A 17,492-nucleotide genomic window follows, 5' to 3' on the forward strand; every position below is an offset into this window, starting at 1 on the left:
GCATCCCCCGTCAGCGCCTGGCGGCAAGGCCGGCAAGGAAGATGTCGAAGGCGTGCATCGCCTCCGCGGTCGAGACGGTTTCGCCCCACAGCCGTTGCAGCACGATGCCCTGGAACATCGCGACCATTGCCCGCGCCGCGCCGCGCGGCTGCACGCCGCGGTCGATCGCGCCGCTCTTCTGGCCGCGCCGCAGCAGGTCCACGATCAGGGCGATCGGCTGGCGAATTCCGCTCACCACCTGGTCGCGGACCACGTCGTCGCGCAGCGCCTCCGCCCAGAGCTGCAACGCGACGCGGCGGGCGCGCAGGCCTTCTTCCTTCTGCAGGTCGCCGAGAAAGCCGCGGGCGATCGAGCGCAGGCTCTGCAACACGTCGTCCGGTGGACCCTCAAGCGCCAGCAGCGCGCTGTCGCGGCCATGGCGGCTTTCGCCGATCGCCTGGATCAGCTCCTCCTTGCCCGTGAAATGCCCGTAGATGCAGCCGGCGCTGAGCCCGGACTGCTTGATCACGTCCTGGATCGTGGTCTGGTGAAATCCCTGGCGGGCAAAGCAGATCTCCGCGGCCTGCAAAATCTCCTCGCGGCGGATCGCGAGCGTTTCGGGTTTCACCTTCGGCATTGTCGGGTCCTTGACAGGTCGCGGCCGGCCGATGCGGCGGGCTTGACGATCATTCGCCGTCACTATAAAGAAAGGATATTCGTTTTGTAAAGAGGGGAGGGCTGTCGGCATGATCGGCTTTGCAAAGCTTCTGTGGCATCCGGGCGCGGCTGAGATGGCTCATGTCGAGCTGCCGTCGACCGGCGCGCGCATCGCGTTCCTGCTCGCGTCGTTCGCGATCGTGCTGCTGTTCGAGGCCGCGTTTCCGCTGTTCAGCTATGGCCGCAGTGACCGGCTGCGCAATATCGGCCGCAACGCCGCCATCACCTTGATCTTCGTCGGCGTGAACCTTTTGCTCAGCCCGCTGTCGCCGCTGGCCGCGCAATGGACGCTGGATGCGAAATTCGGCCTGTCGCACTGGCTCGGCCTGTCACCTCTGAACCAGCTCCTGCTCGGCATCATCGGGCTCGACCTGTTCGCCTATTTCGCCCACGTCTCCATGCACAAGCTCGGCTGGATGTGGCGCTTCCACCGCATGCACCATGCCGACCGCTTCGTCGACGTCACCACGGCCTTCCGCGAGCATCCCGGCGAGACGCTGTGGCGGATCGGCTGGCACATCGCCGGCGTGGTCGTGTTCGGAACGCCGGCCTGGGTGCTGGTCAGCTATCTGACGCTGTCGGCGCTGAACGCCCAGTTCGAGCACGCCAATATCCGCCTGCCCAAGCGGCTCGACCGCTGGCTGCGGCTCGTCTTCGTGACGCCGAACATGCACAAGATGCATCATTCGCGTCATCAGCCGGAGACCGACAGCAATTATTCGAACCTGCTCTCGATCTGGGACCGGCTCGGCGGCACCTATAATCGTGGTCCGCGCTTCGCGGAGCTGCGCTACGGTCTCGATGGCTTCGATGATCCCGAGAAGCAGTCGCTGCGCGGATTGCTGAAGATGCCGTTCATGCGCGATTGGGGGCGGGTCGACGCTCGGCCGGACGACAAGTCCGACCGGTCCGCTCCGCCGCCCGTGCTGCCCTGGCCATGACTTGAAGCCCGGCGCCGCCGCTCAGGCGGCGTTGCGCAGTCCGGCGAGGAAGGTGTCGACGCTGTGCGACAGCGCGGCGGCGTGATCGCCGAGCTGGCCGGACGTATCCAGCACATTGCCGGTGAGGGCCCGCGACTGGCCGGCGGCCTCGCTCGCCCCCGCGATATTGGCGGAGACCTCGACGGTCCCGGTGGACGCCTGCTGCACGCTGCGGGCAATCTCCCGCGTCGCCGAGTCCTGCTGCTCGACGGCGGCCGCGATCGCGGTGGCGATACCCGAGATCTCGCGGATGGTGCCGCTGATGTCGCCGATCGCGCTGACGCAGTTGCCGGTGGCGGACTGGATCGCGCCGACCTGGCCAGCGATCTCCTCGGTTGCCTTCGCGGTCTGGCTCGCCAGGTCCTTCACCTCGGCAGCGACCACGGCAAAGCCGCGGCCGGCCTCGCCGGCGCGTGCGGCCTCGATGGTGGCGTTGAGGGCCAGCAGATTGGTTTGGCTCGCGATCGCGCTGATCAGGCGCAGCACGTCGCCGATCTTCTCTGCCGATGCGGCGAGGCTCGTCACCATCTCGGTGGTCTCCATGGCCTTGGTCACGGCGCTGTCGGCGACGCGGCTGGAATGGGTGACCTGGCGGCCGATCTCGGTGATCGAGGACGCCAGCTCCTCGGTTGCGGCTGCGACCGCATTGACGCTGGCGGATGCTTCCTCGGACGCGGCGGCTGCCGCCGAGGTCCGTTCGGAGGCGCCGTTGACGCTGGCGGTGATCTCGCCCGCGACGCGCTGCATGTCGCCCGAGGACCGCGCGACGGCGGCGACCATGCCCTTGACGTCGGCTTCGAAACGATCGGCCATCTGCCGCTGCAAGGCCTGCTTGTCGGCCTCCGCCTTCACCTTGTCGGCCTCCTGCGCCTCGCGCAGCGAGGAGGTTTCGACCATGCTGCGGCGGAACACATCGACCGCCTTCGCCATCGTGCCGAGCTCGTCGCGGCGCTCGCTGCCGGGTATGGTGACGCTGGTGTCGCCGCTGGACAGGCGGTTCATGACCGCGGTGATCGCGGTGAGCGGCCGCGACAGGCCACGGCCGAGCAGGAACGCGAGCAGCACGGCGGCGGCCATGATCGCGATCACGCCGAGGATCAGATTGCGCTGCGCGCTCGCGGCGGCGGCTTCATAGTCGCTGGTGTCCTTGACGATCTCGAGCACGGCGACCGGTTCGCCGGCGTAGTTCTTGATCTGGCCGAGATAGAGCTCGACCGCATGGCCGTCGAGAACGGCGTCGCGCAGCAGGGCCGCACCGTTCATCACACGCTTGAGCTCGTCCTGGGTCGCGACCACGGTGTCGCCGAAGGTCGAGGACAGCCGCTTGAAGCTCTGGCCGTCGAAGGAGTGCACCGCGAGGTCGATGCCGAAGCGCTTCTTGGCGCGGTCGACGAATTCCTTGCCGAAGGCGGCGCCGACGTCGACATTGGCCAGCGTCTTGCCCTCGTGCATGATCGGGGTCATGCCGAAGATCGAAAGCGCTTCGCGGCCGGGCTCGACGCCGACGATCGGCTTGCCGGTCCTGTTCGATTCCACCACCGTGGTGCGCCGCGTCGAGGCGTCGTCGCCGAATACCTTCGGCGCGTGGACCCGGTAGAAGCCAGTTGCCGGGGGCTGCCAGAACGAGATCAGCGGGATGCCCTGCGCCTTCATCGCTGCCCAGGAGGCGCCGAGCAGCCTTCCGAGGCCGTCGCGGTCGCCCTTGGCGATAGCATCTTCGACCGGCGGCAGGGCGGCGATGACAGCCGAGACCGCAAGCGCGGCGCGCCCCTCGTAGTCGATCGCCGCAATCACGCTGTCATATTGCAGCTTGAGCTGCTGATCGAGCGCGAGCCGCGTCAGCGCCCGCTGCTGGCTGATGGAGAAGCCGCCGAGGATGGCGCAGGCGACCGCGACAGTCAGCGAAATCGCCAGAATCGGGCGGGCGGCAATCGATCGAAGCGTGAACATGGGACCAGCGAAACTCCAGGCATTAGCGCCGTCCGCAAAGTCGCAGAAAAAGCTTAACAACCGGATGTTGCGCCGCCGGTATTCGTGCCGCGACCATGGCCGCCGGTGCTACTTTCGTACTGTTCAACGTCTGGCCTGACAGGGCCGGCCGGCTGCGCGCATCAATAGGCATGTGTCACTCAGGGGCGAACGCGGATGATCGTACTCCCTTTGCGTCGACCGGTCGGATTCAAGGCAGCGACGGCCTCGTCGAGAGTCGTGACGTTGCCGATGTTCGTCCGCAGGCGTCCGTCCCGCACCCGCTGGACGATCTCAGTCAGTTGGGAACGATCGGACTCGACGACGAAGTCGACCGCCAGGCCGTCGGAGGGTCGCGCCTCGGCCGGCCCAACGATCGTCACCAGCGTTCCTCCGCCTCGAATCAGTTTTGCCGACCGCTTCTGGATTTCACCGCCAATGACGTCGAACACCAGATCGACTTTGCCGACGTCCTCAAGGGCGTCGTTGTCGAGATCGACGAACTCCTGCGCGCCGAAGTCGAGCACAGTCTGACGGTCGGCGGACCGCCCGGAGCCGATCACATACGCGCCGGCCTCTCGCGCGAGTTGCGTCACCATCGACCCGACTGCGCCGGCCGCGCCGTGTGCGAGGACGCTCTGCCCCGCCTGGAGGCGGCCGTGCTGAAATAGTCCTTGCCATGCCGTCAGGCCCGAGACCGGAAGGCTTGCACCCATTGTGAAGTCGACGTCGCCCGGTAGCGGCGCGAGGTTGCGCGCCTCGATCGCCACATACTCGGCCAGCGTGCCGTCGCGATACCAGTCCGCTAGACCGAACACCCGCTGTCCCACCGATAGCCCTGTAGTGCCATATCCGAGAGCGGTGACCACTCCGGCCAGCTCGTGCCCCGGGATCGACGGTGTTCGGTCACGATCGAGGCGATCGGTCCAGGTCGAGGGCCACGCCAGCTCAGTCGGGACAAATCTCGACGCATAAACCTGAACGACGACGTCGTTTATCGCTGCCTGCGGCTCGGGCCTGTCCACCAGCTTCATCCCGGCCGTTCCCGCGGCTTGGTCCGTTACAACGATGGCCTTCATGGGAATACTCCTTGTCTCTTGGTGGAACTGCTGCAGAGCGCGCGGACGCGCCGACTATCCAAGAACTGCCAAGGCAGTTCGGTCGCTTAGTACGAACGAATAGATGCGCCGCGCCTGCTCATAAAACAGCACCAAGATTGCGAATTTTGGCTGTACCAAGCGCGACGGCTGCCCTCTGCGAGCTCAATGCGTTACCGCACCGCTGAAAAATCCGGGCAGTCGACAGAATCCATTTTGCACAGTCGGGGACAGAATTCAGATTGCGAGGGCCGCCAGTCGTCATGCCCACTGTTGGCCCAAAGCCGACATGCCATGATTACCCGGCGATGTCGTGTTTTAGGGAGCAGAGCCGACACAGCGGACTTATGAGTACGCGTCCTGGCTCAATCTGACGTCTTCGCGCTTCAGCGCGTCGTCGGCGGAGCGCCGAGATTGCCTGCCAAAATCGCCTTGCCGGCATCCTCGTACTGGGTGTCGCGGGCCTGGATCTGCTGCGCGATCGCGTGCATGTCGCGAAACCGCCGCTCGAACGGGTTCTTGGCGAACACCGCGGTTGCCCCCGCCATGTGATAGGCGATGTCGACCACCGCGGCCGACTGGTGGATGGTCCAGGTCGAGGCGATGCGGATCGCGACGCGATGCGCCTCGGTGATCGGATCGCCGCGGACGAGATCGCTCCAGACGTCGCGGGCCGTCGTGTACAGATAGGCGCGCGCGGCGCGCAGGCTCGCCTCGGTGCGGCCGATCTGGCCCTGCACGGCGTTGTTGTCGCGCATCGCCTTGAGGCCTTGCGGGGTCTTGCCGCGGGCAAGCTCGGTCGCTGCGTCCAGCATGGCGCGCGCGACGCCGAGCGAGGTGGCGGCAAAGCCCATGCTGAACACCATGTTGGTGGAGAGCTTGTAGAGCGGCCCCGGCTCGCGGCACGCGGCGGGATCGTCGCGCAGCGCGGCGAACTGCTCCGGAATGAAGAGGTTGTCGACCGAGTAGGAATCGGTGCCGGTGCCTTTCAGACCGATCACGTCCCAGACGTCATACATTGTCGCTGACGACATCGGGAACAGGATGGTGCGGATCTCCGGCGAACCGTCGGCCTTCTTGCGCGGTGAGCCGTCGGCCTCGACGACGCGGACATGGGCGCCGAGCCAACTCGCCTGCCGCGAGCCCGAGGCGAAATCCCAGCGCGCGCTGGCGCGATAGCCTCCGGGCTCCGCACGGACCTCATGGGCGATCGCGCCCCAGGCCAGGATGCCGGGCGCGGTGTTGAAGATCTCGTGGGCCGCGTCGGGCTCGAGATAGGCCGCGGTCATGGCGCAGACGCTGCACTGGCCGAGGCACCAGGCGGTCGATGCATCGGCCTTGGCGATCTCCTCCTGCATCTGCATGAAGGCGTCCAGTGTCGCCTCGGCGCCGCCAAAACGCTTCGGCAGCAGCGCGCGATACAGCCCGTTCTCGACCAGTGCCGCGGTGACGGATGGCGTCAGTCGCCGTGTCCGTTCGATCTCGTCGGCTTCACTCGTGATCAGCGGCGCCAGCGCGCGCGCCCGCTCGACAAGGTCGAATCCCTGCGGCTTGTTCATGCGTGTCCTCGGCGCCTTCTGTCATTCTTGTTGGGCAGGCCGGGCGATGGTGGCTCATCCGGCAGGAGAGGGCAAGGGAAGGCAAGGCGGGACGGCGCCGATGCAGATCAGCTATCCATCGGCTGTGTGTGCGAGAGTGCGACGAACGCATCCGCGCTCAGGCGGCGGCGCGGCCGAGATCGAGCGACGGCTGGCGCTTGGTGGAAAAGCTCAGCGCCACGGCCACCGCTGCAAGGCCGATCGCAAAGGAACCGGCGTGCAGCCACGTATAGCCGTGGAACGTGTCGAACACGTAACCGCCGGCCCACGGCCCGAGCGCCATGCCGAGGCTCGCGAAGGCCGACACCGCGCCGAACACCGTGCCCATGATGCGCGCGCCGAAGAACTCGCGCACCAGCACGGCGTAGAGCGGCATCACCCCGCCATAGGCGAGCCCGAACACGACAGACAGCGCGTAGAACTCGCCGAGCTGCGCCACCGCGAGATAGGTCGCGATCGACAGCGCCTGCACCAGGAGGCCGCCGACCAGCACCGGCTTGGCGCCGAGCCGGTCGGCGAGCACGCCGAGCAGCAGCCGGCCGCCGAGCCCGGAGAAGCCGGCGAGGCTGTAGACCGTGACCGCGGTGAGCGGCGCGATGCCGCACACCATGGCGTAGGACACCATGTGGAAGATCGGGCCCGAATGCGCCGCGCAGCAGGCGAAATGCGCCAGCGCCAGCGTGATGAATTGCGGCGTACGCAGCGCCTGCGCCGCGGTCCATTCGGTTTGCGGCGCGTTCGCGGCGGTCGGGATTGCGACGTCCGTTCCCTGCGGCGCCGGGCGCACCAGGAACGACGCGGGGATCAACAGCGCCCATGCGGCGATGCCGATCACGAGCATCGCGAAGCGCCAGTCATAGGCCGTGATCAGCCAGCTTGCCGACGGCGCGACGGTCAACGGCGACACGCCCATGCCGGCCGACACCAGCGCGACCGCGAGGCTGCGATGCTTGTCGATCCAGGCGCTGGCGAGCGCCATCATCGGCGCATAGAAGCTGCCGGCCGCGATTCCGATCAGCACGCCAAAGCAGAGCTGGAATTGCCACAGGCTTTGCGCCTGGCTCGCCGTCACTAAGCCAAGCCCTAGCAACAGGCTGCCCGCCAGCACCACGATGCGGGTACCGAAGCGGTCGGACAGCGCGCCCCAGGCGAACGCCGCAAAACCCATGCAGAGGAAATCCAGCGTCGCCGCCGCCGAGATGCCGGCGCGCGACCAGCCCATCGCATCCGAGATCGGCTGCAGGAACACCGCGAGCGACAGCATGGTGCCGAAGCCGACGCAGGTCATCAGCGCGCCCGCGCCGACGACGACCCAGCCATAATCCAACCGAGCGGCCTTGCTCATGCGTTTCCCCGGCGCTGTTGTTTGTTGTGGTGCGCGCAGGGAGGATGCTGGCCTATCTGAGGTCCAGGGGCAACATGACGGGCAACATGCCTCTCATTCCGGGATCAGCGGATTGGGCCTTGCATGCGCAAGATGTCGCAGCGACGCGCAGCTAGAGCCTTTTCCGTTCCGATAGAATCCGAACGGGGCTCTAGATTCTTGCTTTGACGCGTTTTCTTCACGCGAACCGGGAGCCACTTCGCTCGAAAACGCTCTAGCCGCACTGCCAGGCGCGTCCGATCGGCGTCCAGGTCCAGCACGGGCCAAAACTGCCGCCATTGTAGCGGCCGCGGTAGAATCCGGGGCGGCCGAAATAGTACCAGTCCCCGCCATACCAATATTGCGGCGAATAGTCCGGGTAGCCGCGGGCGGCGCCGCGCGGGCCGAACACCGGAATGGTTTGGTTCGGCGGCTGCCGGTAGCCGGGCAGGAAGCCATAGCCATGCCAGCGCGTGCTGCCGTGCCGCTTCTTCGAGGAGGCGGCGGAGCTCAGGTCCGGCTGCAGCAGTGCGAGGATGACGATAAGGAGGGACAGGATGCGCAACATGATCGCAGTCTAGTCGGAGCGCGATGCAGTGGCGATTCAAATCATGGTGCGTTTTGTTGCTGGGACAAGAATGGGCAACAGTCGCGCCGCTAGCGCCGCCTCAGCTGTCCACCTTGAGCGCGGCGATGAAGGCTTCCTGCGGGATGTCGACCTTGCCGAACTGCCGCATCTTCTTCTTGCCTTCCTTCTGCTTCTCCAGAAGCTTGCGCTTGCGCGTAATGTCGCCGCCGTAGCACTTCGCGGTGACGTCCTTGCGCAGCGCGCGGACGGTTTCGCGCGCGATCACCTTGCCGCCGATCGCCGCCTGGATCGGGATCTGGAACATGTGCGGCGGAATCAGCTCCTTCATCTTCTCGACCATGGCGCGGCCGCGGCCTTCGGCGCGGGTGCGATGCACCAGCATCGACAGCGCGTCGACCGGCTCGGCGTTGACCAGGATCTGCATCTTGACCAGATCGGCCGGCTTGTAGTCGGTCAGATGATAGTCGAACGAGGCGTAGCCCTTGGAGACCGACTTCAGGCGATCGTAGAAGTCGAACACCACTTCGTTGAGCGGCAGGTCGTATTTCACCATCGCGCGGGAGCCGACATAAGTGAGCTCCTTCTGCGAGCCGCGGCGGTCCTGGCACAGCTTCAAGACGCTGCCGAGATATTCGTCGGGCGTGAGGATCGTCGCCTCGATCCACGGCTCCTCGATCTCGGCGATCTTGACCACGTCGGGCATGTCGACCGGGTTGTGGATCTCGAGCTCGGTGCCGTCGGTCAGCTTCATCTTGTAGATCACGCTCGGCGCGGTCGCGATCAGATTGAGGTCGAATTCGCGCGACAGCCGCTCCTGGATGATTTCCAGATGCAGCAGGCCGAGGAAACCGCAGCGGAAGCCGAAGCCGAGCGCGGCGGAGGTTTCCATCTCGTAGGAGAAGCTTGCGTCGTTGAGCCGCAGCTTGCCCATCGCCGCGCGGAGCGTTTCGAAGTCGTTGGCATCGACCGGGAACAGGCCGCAGAACACGACCGGAATCGCCGGCTTGAAGCCCGGCAGCATCTCGCTGATCGGCTTCTTGTCATCGGTGATGGTGTCGCCGACGCGGGTGTCGGCGACTTCCTTGATCGCCGCGGTGATGAAGCCGATCTCGCCGGGGCCGAGCTCCTCGACCTGCTCCATCTTCGGCGTGAAGAAGCCGACGCGTTCGATGTCGTAGGCGGCGCCGGTGCCCATCATGCGGATGCGGCTCCCCTTCTTCATCACGCCGTCGACGACGCGGATCAAGACGACCACGCCGAGATAGACGTCGTACCAGCTGTCGACCAGCAGCGCCTTCAGGGTCGCGTCGCGGTCGCCCTTCGGCGGCGGCAGGCGGGTGACGATTGCTTCCAGCACGTCGGGCACGCCGACGCCGGTCTTGGCCGAGATCATCACCGCGTCGGACGCATCGATACCGATCACGTCCTCGATCTGCTGCTTGACCTTCTCGGGCTCGGCTGCCGGCAGGTCGACCTTGTTGAGGACCGGCACGATCTCGTGATTGTTGTCGAGCGCCTGATAGACATTGGCGAGCGTCTGCGCCTCGACGCCCTGGCTGGCGTCGACCACGAGCAGGGAACCCTCGCAGGCCGCCAGCGACCGCGAGACCTCGTAGGCGAAGTCGACATGGCCGGGCGTGTCCATCAGGTTGAAGATGTAATCCTTGCCGTCCTTGGCGCGGTAGTTCAGCCGGACGGTCTGCGCCTTGATGGTGATGCCGCGCTCGCGCTCGATATCCATCGAATCGAGCACCTGCTCCTTGCCCGCCATTTCACGATCCGACAGGCCGCCGGTCATCTGGATCAGGCGGTCAGCAAGGGTCGATTTGCCATGGTCGATATGGGCGACGATGGAGAAGTTGCGGATGTTCGAAATCGGGGCAGTTGTCATGGGCGCGGGATAGCATCCGCACCCCCGCGCGGGCAACCAAATTGCGGTATTTTGCAGCGGTGTGACGGCGAATCACGGCGCCGTTTCCGGCTGGGTTGCCGTGACCGATTTCCGGGCATGTTCCTGCCAGGTCCGGCAGCTCGAAAATCGTCGTTCGCGTTGCCGACACCTGGCGGATGAGCATGCACGGCTACGCCGCCGCCATCGACCTCAACCTGAAAGTTCGGGATGACCGGCTGTGGGCCGGCAAGGCAAGACCATCCCTTACGAGAACCGGATGCCGCGCGAGATCGTCGATATCTTCGAGCGTCACGGCTTCATCTGGGGCGGCAAATGGTATCACTGCGATACCATCCATTTCGAGCACCGGCCGGACTTCCCCGAAAGTGAATCCGCTGGCTGGAGGCGTTCTCACGCCAAGCTGATTTCACTGGCCACAAAAACGCGCTAAAGCGCGTTGAAATGCGGATGAGCACTCATCGCGCTTCCGCTTCCATTCGGGCATGATCCTTCCGGGAAACCGCTTTCCACTCTTCCGGGCATGCCTCAGGCACAGGCCATGTCGACCGCCTCCACGCTCCCCGCCGCCCGGCGCACCACCCGCAAGCTGACGATCCGGCGGATCGCCGCCTGGATCGCCTCGCGCGCCACCGATCCCAGCACCAGCCTGTGGTTCGTGATCGGCTTTGCGCTGGTTCATGCGGTGCTGTGGACGCTGATCCTGGTCAAGCTCAAGGCCGCACAGGACATCCATATGGATGTTGCGGAAGCCTATGCCTGGGGCCAGCGCTTCCTGCTTGGCTATGGCAAGCATCCGCCGCTGTCGGGCTGGATCGCCGGGGTCTGGTTCAGGATTTTTCCCGTCACCAACTGGTCGACCTATGCGCTTGCGATGACGACGGTCAGCTTCGCGCTGGTGGTGTGCTGGCTGATCGCGCTGCGCGTCGTCGATCGCCGCCGCGCGTTCTTCATGGTGGTGATGCTCGCGCTCTACCCGATCTTCAATTTCAAGGGCTTCAAATACAATGCCGATCTCGCGCAGCTGGTGCCGCTGCCGCTGCTGGTGCTGGCCTATCTGAACGCGTTCGAGAAGCGCAGCTTCAAATCGGGTCTCTGGCTCGGCTTTGCCGGCATGCTGGCGCTGATGACCAAGTACTGGGTGGTGACGATGATCGGGGCCGTCGGGCTGGCCGCGCTGATCCATCCGCAACGGACGCAATTCCTGCGCTCGCTGGCGCCATGGGTTGCGATCGGCACGATGGCGGTGGCGATGATCCCGCATCTGGTGTGGCTGGAGGAGGTGGACTTCGTGCCGTTCACCTATGCCGGTGACGTCTACGCACTGTCGAGCCGCGCACTCAATGTCCAGCTCGTGATCGGCTATGTCGTGCACAATGTCGGGCTGCTCGCGATTCCCGTCGTGCTGGGCCTTGTGGCGCTGCTGCTGGGCTCGGTGCCGTGGCGGCCGTCGGACGTGCTGGCGCGGATCTGGTCGCGCGGACCCAATCCCGCCGTCAACCTTCCGCAGGCGCTCAACGTCTGGATCATCCAGCTGATCGTCGCGATCGGGCCGCCGCTCGGCGCGCTGGCGTTCACCGTCTATATCAAGACCGATTGGGGCATCCCGCTGTTCTTCCTGGTGCCGCTTGCGCTGGTCGCGATTCCCTCGCTTCGCTTCCCGCGCATGGCGCTGTTCTCGATCACCGCGATCTGGTTCGTGGCCACGATCGTCACGCTGATCGCCGCGCCCAGCATCGCCACGCAGGAGATCGCGTCCAACCATATCGGCGGCTCGACCTACGCCGCGCGCTCCGAGCTCGCGCGCGAACTCACCCAGACCTGGCAGGACAGATTCCATTCACGCTGGGCCGTGGTCGTCGCGCGGTCCGATATCGGCGAGCCGATGACGTTCTACAGTCCGGATCATCCGGCATCGCTGGTGCCGGGCGAAGCCTGGTCGTCGGGGCTGACGTCGCTCGACGAAGCCAAGCGTCTCGGCTTCATCGGCGTCTGCGACACCACCGATCCGGTGTTCCTGAAGCCCTGCGAGGCGTGGATGGCGGAGCACGCCAAGGACGCCGAGCCGCTGGTGATGACCACCATGCGCTTCTTCAACGGCCATCCCGGTCCGTCGACGGTGTGGAAGGTCTATCTGGTGCCGCCGGCGAAGTAGCTGTCGCTCCCTCGCCCCGCGCTTGCGGGGAGAGGGTTGGGGTGAGGGGCTCTCGCCGCGATGGCGATCTATCGATAGACCTGTACCCCCTCACCCGGATCGCATCGTTCGATGCGATCCGACCTCTCCCCGCAAGCGGGGCGAGGTGAGAGGTGACTGCCTTACGTGCCTTCCTCGTTGAACTTGCTGGCGACGAGCTCGGCGATGGCGTCGAGCGCCTGCTGCGCTTCGTCGCCCTTTGCTGAGACCACGACCGTGGTGCCTGGCCCGGCGGCGAGCATCATCAAGCCCATGATCGAGGTGCCGCCGACGGTCTCGGTGCCGCGGGTGACCCAGATCTCGGCGTTGAATCGCTCGACCAGCTGGACGAACTTGGCCGATGCCCGCGCATGCAGGCCGCGCTTGTTGACGATCAGGAGTTCACGGGAAATGGCGCCCGCTGGCACGCCCGGGCCGACCTGATTTCCGCCCGGGGCCTCGTCGCTCATTTGCCTGCGAGAACGCGGCTGGCGATGGTGACGTATTTGCGGCCGGCTTCCTGGGCCATCGCGATCGCGTCGGGCAGCGAACGCTCCTCGCGAACCTTGGCAAGCTTGACCAGCATGGGAAGGTTGATGCCTGCGAGCACTTCCACCTTCGGGCGGCTCATGCAGGAGATCGCAAGGTTGGACGGTGTGCCGCCAAACATGTCGGTGAGGATCGCAACGCCGTCGCCGCTATCGACGCGGTTCACCGCCTCGATGATGTCGCTTCGACAGAGATCGGAATCGTCCTCGGCCCCGATCGTAATCGCTTCAATTTGTTTCTGCGGACCCATGACGTGTTCGAGCGCCGCTCTGAACTCGTCGGCAAGGCGCCCATGGGTCACCAGCACTAGACCAATCATCGGAAACTCCTCGCGGGCGCCCTTTGGTGCACCGCACGAACGCGCCACTTTGACCATCCAGAGGCCCTGCGCAAGAGGGCATCTTGGCTAGTCTCCCGGTTCCTGGCGGTAGAGAGGGGAGGCTGCGCCGGCAAAATCCGACGCGATAGTGGATGTGATATGGTTACCAATTCCCTTCCCACAATTGGCCGCAAGATTACGGGAACATGAACTTTCAGGTTGTCGTCAGCGCGGCGACAACCAGCGGCAGGGGTTGGAAGCCAGTGCCGACGGGAATTCGCGGTAACAAAACACCATTAAGGCGAATCGTGAGCGTCTCCGGCGGCGGCAGCCGCTCGGCGTCGTCAGCGGCGAGGTCGACGATCAAGCCGACCACGGCTTCACTTGCGAACGGACAATGGCGGATTCCGAGGCCTCGGATCTCGATCAGGCCAGCCAATTGCTGGACCGGACGAACCCACAATTGTTCGCCGGCTGTGTCGAGATGGACACGGTCATCCCCCACCAAAATGGCCGGCGGAAGCGCTCCGGTGCGCCCGGCGAGAATCAGGTCGAAGGCGAGACGCGACTTGCCGGCGCCCGACGGGCCGCGGATCAGCACCGCACGCTCGCCGACCAGAACGGCGGATGCGTGCACGCTTGAATTGTCGCTCATAGTGTCGGCAGCCTGACCACGAAGCGTGCGCCGGCGATGGTGGGTTTGCCGTCTGCGTCCGCAGGGCCAGCGCGGTTCTCAGCCCAGATGCGTCCGCCATGTGCTTCGATGATCTGCTTGGAGATCGAAAGCCCAAGGCCGGAGTTCTGGCCAAACCCCTGATGCGGCCGGTCGGTGTAGAAGCGCTCGAAGATCCGCTCCAGCGCGTCCTCGCCGATGCCGGGCCCGTCATCGTCGACCACGATCTCGACCTCGCCGCGGCTGCGGCGGCAGACGATGCGCACCTTGTCGCCCGGCTTGGAGAATGATTGCGCGTTCGACAGCAGGTTCGAGATCACCTGGCCGAGCCGTGAATCATGGCCGGGCACCGACAGCGTATCGGTCGGTCCGCGGCCCTCGAAGCGGGCTTCGACGGCGACGTCGTGGCCGAGCCTGGTCTCGTTGGCGACGCCGGTCAGCGTCGTCAGCAGCCGCCGCAGATCGACCGGCGCCATGTCCTGGCGCTGCAATTCGGCATCGAGCCGGCTGGCGTCGGAGATGTCGGAGATCAGGCGGTCGAGCCGCCTGACGTCATGCTCGATCACGGCGAGCAGCCGCGCGCGGCTGTTGTCGTTGCGCGCCAAAGGCAGCGTCTCGACCGCGGAGCGCAGCGAGGTCAGCGGATTCTTCAGCTCATGGGCGACGTCGGCGGCGAACATCTCGATCGCCTCGATGCGGCTGTACAGCGCGTTGGTCATGTCGCGCAGCGCGCCGGAGAGATGGCCGATCTCGTCGCGGCGCCCGGTGAAGTCGGGAATCTCGACGCGGGTCTGGATGCGGTGACGGACGCGCTCGGCGCCGTCGGCGAGCCGCCGCACCGGGCCCGCGATCGTGCTCGCCAGCAACAGCGACAGCATGATCATGACGGCGGAGGCGACGCCGCCGATCTTGAGGATGGCGAGGCGCTCGGACATCACCAGCTGGTCGATGTCGTCGCCCTGGGTGGTCAGCATCAACGCGCCGCGCACGGCGCGGAAATGCTGCACCGGGACGGCAACCGACACGATGATCGCGCCGCGCTCGGTGACGCGCACGGCGCTGCCCTTCATGCCCTCGAGCGATTGCGCGACTTCGGAATAACCCTTGCCGCCTTCGGGACCGAGTTCGCGATAGATCGGCAGGTCGCCGCGGTTGAGCCAGGTCTTGATTGTCGCCTTGGTCTTCTCGTAGAGCGACGGCTTCTCCGACGGCGGCGGCAGCTCCATGCGCAGCACGTCGCCGCGCGCGAACAGATTGCGGCTGTCGAGGATCAGGCCGCCATCGCGGTCGAAGATGCGGGCCCGCGTCTTGGTCGGCGCGATCAGGCGGCGCAGGACCGGCGCGACCCGCTCGGGATTGATCGGGAAATCCGCCGATTCATCCGGCTGGCCATAACTTTCGCCGGGCTTGAGGTCGAGCAGCCGATCGGGATCGATCGTGACGGTATTGCCTTCGACGGTGGCCGAGGCCGCGATCGCCTCCGAGATGATCTCGGCATAGACCAGGAGGCTCTGGGTGCGGGCCTCGATCAGGCCGGCACGGAATTGCGAGAGATAGAGGATGCTGGCGACCAGCGCGACGAGGCCGGCAAGGTTGAGCGAGACGATGCGGCGCGTCAGGCTCGAGAACGACAGCGCGAAGAAGAACTGACCGGCGCGGCGCAGCCAGCCGAGCGGACGGCGCCAGCCCTTGTCCTGCGCGACGTCTTCGGCAACGGCGTCCTGATCGAGGAGCTGTGACGCGTCCTCGGTATTCAGGCCTTGCTCGAGCTGCGTTCGATCAAGCACTGGCAAAGCTGCCGGTTGGTATGGATGTCGTCCCGCGAAGCAATCGTTCGCCCGAGCTTACCCCAGCCGTGCGGAGCCTGTCAGTTAACAAGCCGCCCGGGAAGCGCAGATCAGGCTTCCTTGAAGCGATAGCCGACGCCGTACAGCGTCTCGATCATCTCGAAGTCGTCGTCGACCACCTTGAACTTCTTGCGCAGCCGCTTGATGTGGCTGTCGATGGTGCGGTCGTCGACATAGACCTGGTCGTCATAGGCCGCGTCCATCAGCGCATTGCGGCTCTTCACGACGCCGGGGCGGGTGGCGAGCGCCTGCAGGATCAGGAATTCGGTCACGGTGAGGGTCACCGGCTCGTTCTTCCAGGTGCAGGTGTGGCGCTCCGGATCCATCCGCAGCAGGCCGCGGTCCAGCGCGCGGGCGTCCGGCTCCTTCGGCGCGGCGGTCGGATCCTTCGGCTGACCGCGGCGGAGTACGGCCTTGACCCGTTCGACCAGCAGGCGCTGCGAGAACGGCTTGCGGATGAAATCGTCGGCGCCCATTTTCAGGCCGAACAATTCGTCGATCTCCTCATCCTTCGAGGTGAGGAAGATCACCGGCAGGTCGGACTTCTGGCGCAGCCGGCGCAGCGTTTCCATGCCGTCCATGCGCGGCATCTTGATATCGAGGATCGCGAGATCGGGCGGCGACGTGCGAAACCCATCCAGCGCCGACGCACCGTCCGTGTAGGTCATGATGCGATAGCCTTCGGCTTCGAGCGCGATCGAAACCGAAGTGAGAATGTTGCGGTCGTCGTCGACCAGGGCGATTGTGGGCATGTGCTGCTTTCACAATGAGAGTGGCTTAGACGGCGGGCACTCTGGCGACGCGCCGTAGAATTGGGCTTCGAACGCGGTCAACGAGCAATGCAAGCTGGGCTGAAGTGTGACCGAGTTCCGCAAAAATCCGCTTCTGCGACCCACGCGATGGGTCCCCATATAGCACCCTTAGACCATGAGAAAAGGCCCTTTTTTCATAGGGAACCCGCCCGATTCGTCCATAAAATGACCCGATAGGCCCATGCAACCGACCGCCGACTTCGATCCTGCCCACCTTGCCCGCTCGCTGCTCCGCCGCAGCCGCCAGGGCGCCCTCGCCACGTTGATGGCCGGCACCGGCGATCCCTATTGCTCGCTGGTCAATCTGGCCAGCCATCCCGACGGCTCGCCGATCCTGCTGATTTCCCGGCTGGCGCTGCATACCAAGAACATCCTGGCCGACAGCCGGGTGTCGCTGATGCTGGACGAGCGCGCCGAGGGCGATCCGCTGGAGGGCGCCCGGATCATGCTGGCGGGCAAGGCGGAAGAGGTCGGGGAGGCCGGGCGGGAGCTCGTCCGAAGGCGCTATCTCGCTGCCCATCCGTCAGCGGAAGCCTTTGTGGAATTTAAGGATTTCTCGTTCTTTCGGATCAAGCCAAGCGGTGCCCATCTGGTCGCCGGGTTCGGCCGCATCGTGGACCTCAAACCCGCGCAATTCCTGACCGATCTCGGCGGAGCCGAGGCGCTGCTCGAAGCCGAGCCCGGCGCGGTGGCGCATATGAACGGGGATCACCGTGAGGCCATGAATCTTTACGCGACGCGGTTGCTCGGTGCGGAAAGTGCCGAATGGCTCTGCACCGGCTGCGATCCGGATGGCATGGACATGCAGGCCGGCCGCGACACGCTGCGGCTGGATTTCCCTGAGCGCGTCACCACCGGCACCGAGCTGCGCAAGATGCTGGTGCGGCTCGCCGGCGAGGCGCGCGCCAACGGATAGCAA

The 17,492-nt window shown here is 65.5% G+C and carries 16 protein-coding genes; 4 read left to right on the plus strand and 12 right to left on the minus strand.

The window, feature by feature from the left end:
• Positions 1 to 10: 10 nt before the first annotated feature.
• Entirely contained in the window at positions 11 to 616 is a 606-nt protein-coding gene (locus J2R78_RS19945; RefSeq protein WP_253606348.1) for a TetR/AcrR family transcriptional regulator, read from the minus strand.
• 109 nt (positions 617 to 725) lie between these two features.
• Here J2R78_RS19945 and J2R78_RS19950 point away from each other — a divergent pair, with 109 nt between their 5' ends.
• Positions 726 to 1,637 (plus strand): sterol desaturase family protein, encoded by a 912-nt coding sequence (locus J2R78_RS19950; protein WP_253606351.1) that lies wholly within the window; start codon positions 726 to 728, stop codon positions 1,635 to 1,637.
• Between the two features lie 21 nt (positions 1,638 to 1,658).
• Here J2R78_RS19950 and J2R78_RS19955 read toward each other — a convergent pair whose 3' ends face one another.
• From J2R78_RS19955 to lepA, 6 genes are all read right to left on the minus strand, one after another.
• Positions 1,659 to 3,626, minus strand: a complete 1,968-nt coding sequence (locus tag J2R78_RS19955) for a methyl-accepting chemotaxis protein (protein ID WP_253606352.1) — start codon at positions 3,624 to 3,626, stop codon at positions 1,659 to 1,661.
• Positions 3,627 to 3,805: 179 nt separating this feature from the next.
• Positions 3,806 to 4,723 (minus strand): NADP-dependent oxidoreductase, encoded by a 918-nt coding sequence (locus J2R78_RS19960; RefSeq protein WP_253606354.1) that lies wholly within the window; start codon positions 4,721 to 4,723, stop codon positions 3,806 to 3,808.
• Positions 4,724 to 5,127: 404 nt separating this feature from the next.
• Positions 5,128 to 6,300 (minus strand): acyl-CoA dehydrogenase family protein, encoded by a 1,173-nt coding sequence (locus tag J2R78_RS19965; protein ID WP_253606356.1) that lies wholly within the window; start codon positions 6,298 to 6,300, stop codon positions 5,128 to 5,130.
• A 157-nt stretch (positions 6,301 to 6,457) separates the two neighbouring features.
• Positions 6,458 to 7,684 (minus strand): MFS transporter, encoded by a 1,227-nt coding sequence (locus J2R78_RS19970; protein ID WP_253606357.1) that lies wholly within the window; start codon positions 7,682 to 7,684, stop codon positions 6,458 to 6,460.
• Between the two features lie 253 nt (positions 7,685 to 7,937).
• The gene (locus tag J2R78_RS19975) at positions 7,938 to 8,270 is read right to left on the minus strand and encodes a hypothetical protein (protein ID WP_172648920.1); all 333 of its coding nucleotides are present in this window, start codon (positions 8,268 to 8,270) and stop codon (positions 7,938 to 7,940) included.
• 100 nt (positions 8,271 to 8,370) lie between these two features.
• Complete coding sequence (lepA, locus tag J2R78_RS19980) at positions 8,371 to 10,182, minus strand: translation elongation factor 4 (RefSeq protein ID WP_057019506.1); 1,812 nt, start codon at positions 10,180 to 10,182, stop codon at positions 8,371 to 8,373.
• A 277-nt stretch (positions 10,183 to 10,459) separates the two neighbouring features.
• Between lepA and J2R78_RS19985 the strand changes: the two genes are divergently transcribed.
• Both J2R78_RS19985 and J2R78_RS19990 read left to right on the plus strand, forming a co-directional pair.
• Entirely contained in the window at positions 10,460 to 10,633 is a 174-nt protein-coding gene (locus J2R78_RS19985) for a M15 family metallopeptidase (protein ID WP_253606359.1), read from the plus strand.
• Between the two features lie 108 nt (positions 10,634 to 10,741).
• Complete coding sequence (locus J2R78_RS19990) at positions 10,742 to 12,355, plus strand: glycosyltransferase family 39 protein (protein ID WP_253606360.1); 1,614 nt, start codon at positions 10,742 to 10,744, stop codon at positions 12,353 to 12,355.
• Between the two features lie 161 nt (positions 12,356 to 12,516).
• On the opposite strand, the gene J2R78_RS19995 is transcribed toward J2R78_RS19990, so the two are convergent.
• The 5 genes from J2R78_RS19995 to J2R78_RS20015 form a co-directional block, all read right to left on the minus strand.
• Positions 12,517 to 12,843, minus strand: coding sequence for an HPr family phosphocarrier protein (locus J2R78_RS19995; protein WP_028335869.1), 327 nt, complete (start codon positions 12,841 to 12,843; stop codon positions 12,517 to 12,519).
• Entirely contained in the window at positions 12,840 to 13,241 is a 402-nt protein-coding gene (locus J2R78_RS20000; RefSeq protein ID WP_021076632.1) for a PTS sugar transporter subunit IIA, read from the minus strand. The genes J2R78_RS19995 and J2R78_RS20000 overlap by 4 nt, the downstream gene beginning before the upstream one ends.
• A 214-nt stretch (positions 13,242 to 13,455) precedes the next feature.
• A complete protein-coding gene (locus J2R78_RS20005; RefSeq protein ID WP_225163650.1) occupies positions 13,456 to 13,896 on the minus strand; it encodes an HPr kinase/phosphorylase in 441 nt (146 codons plus the stop codon).
• Positions 13,893 to 15,701: a sensor histidine kinase gene (locus J2R78_RS20010; protein WP_309145006.1), complete on the minus strand. Its 1,809-nt coding sequence runs from the start codon at positions 15,699 to 15,701 to the stop codon at positions 13,893 to 13,895. Before J2R78_RS20010 ends, J2R78_RS20005 begins: the two co-directional genes overlap by 4 nt.
• Positions 15,702 to 15,811: 110 nt before the next feature.
• On the minus strand, positions 15,812 to 16,513 hold the full coding sequence (locus J2R78_RS20015; RefSeq protein ID WP_016843287.1) for a response regulator transcription factor: 702 nt from the start codon (positions 16,511 to 16,513) through the stop codon (positions 15,812 to 15,814).
• A 241-nt stretch (positions 16,514 to 16,754) separates the two neighbouring features.
• On the opposite strand from J2R78_RS20015, the gene J2R78_RS20020 reads away from it, so the two are divergent.
• Positions 16,755 to 17,489 (plus strand): HugZ family protein, encoded by a 735-nt coding sequence (locus J2R78_RS20020; RefSeq protein WP_253606362.1) that lies wholly within the window; start codon positions 16,755 to 16,757, stop codon positions 17,487 to 17,489.
• The last annotated feature ends 3 nt before the right edge of the window (positions 17,490 to 17,492 follow it).

Origin of the sequence: Bradyrhizobium sp. USDA 4538 (assembly GCF_024171045.1) — a bacterium.
Lineage (GTDB): Bacteria > Pseudomonadota > Alphaproteobacteria > Rhizobiales > Xanthobacteraceae > Bradyrhizobium > Bradyrhizobium australafricanum.

Excerpts from the sequence above, each read along its gene's own strand:
- J2R78_RS19945 (WP_253606348.1), bottom strand. The coding sequence starts at position 616 with ATGCCGAAGGTGAAACCCGAAACGCTCGCGATCCGCCGCGAGGAGATT.
- J2R78_RS19950 (WP_253606351.1), top strand. The coding sequence starts at position 726 with ATGATCGGCTTTGCAAAGCTTCTGTGGCATCCGGGCGCGGCTGAGATG.
- J2R78_RS19955 (WP_253606352.1), bottom strand. The coding sequence starts at position 3,626 with ATGTTCACGCTTCGATCGATTGCCGCCCGCCCGATTCTGGCGATTTCG.
- J2R78_RS19960 (WP_253606354.1), bottom strand. The coding sequence starts at position 4,723 with ATGAAGGCCATCGTTGTAACGGACCAAGCCGCGGGAACGGCCGGGATG.
- J2R78_RS19965 (WP_253606356.1), bottom strand. The coding sequence starts at position 6,300 with ATGAACAAGCCGCAGGGATTCGACCTTGTCGAGCGGGCGCGCGCGCTG.
- J2R78_RS19970 (WP_253606357.1), bottom strand. The coding sequence starts at position 7,684 with ATGAGCAAGGCCGCTCGGTTGGATTATGGCTGGGTCGTCGTCGGCGCG.
- J2R78_RS19975 (WP_172648920.1), bottom strand. The coding sequence starts at position 8,270 with ATGTTGCGCATCCTGTCCCTCCTTATCGTCATCCTCGCACTGCTGCAG.
- lepA (WP_057019506.1), bottom strand. The coding sequence starts at position 10,182 with ATGACAACTGCCCCGATTTCGAACATCCGCAACTTCTCCATCGTCGCC.
- J2R78_RS19985 (WP_253606359.1), top strand. The coding sequence starts at position 10,460 with ATGCCGCGCGAGATCGTCGATATCTTCGAGCGTCACGGCTTCATCTGG.
- J2R78_RS19990 (WP_253606360.1), top strand. The coding sequence starts at position 10,742 with ATGTCGACCGCCTCCACGCTCCCCGCCGCCCGGCGCACCACCCGCAAG.
- J2R78_RS19995 (WP_028335869.1), bottom strand. The coding sequence starts at position 12,843 with ATGAGCGACGAGGCCCCGGGCGGAAATCAGGTCGGCCCGGGCGTGCCA.
- J2R78_RS20000 (WP_021076632.1), bottom strand. The coding sequence starts at position 13,241 with ATGATTGGTCTAGTGCTGGTGACCCATGGGCGCCTTGCCGACGAGTTC.
- J2R78_RS20005 (WP_225163650.1), bottom strand. The coding sequence starts at position 13,896 with ATGAGCGACAATTCAAGCGTGCACGCATCCGCCGTTCTGGTCGGCGAG.
- J2R78_RS20015 (WP_016843287.1), bottom strand. The coding sequence starts at position 16,513 with ATGCCCACAATCGCCCTGGTCGACGACGACCGCAACATTCTCACTTCG.
- J2R78_RS20020 (WP_253606362.1), top strand. The coding sequence starts at position 16,755 with ATGCAACCGACCGCCGACTTCGATCCTGCCCACCTTGCCCGCTCGCTG.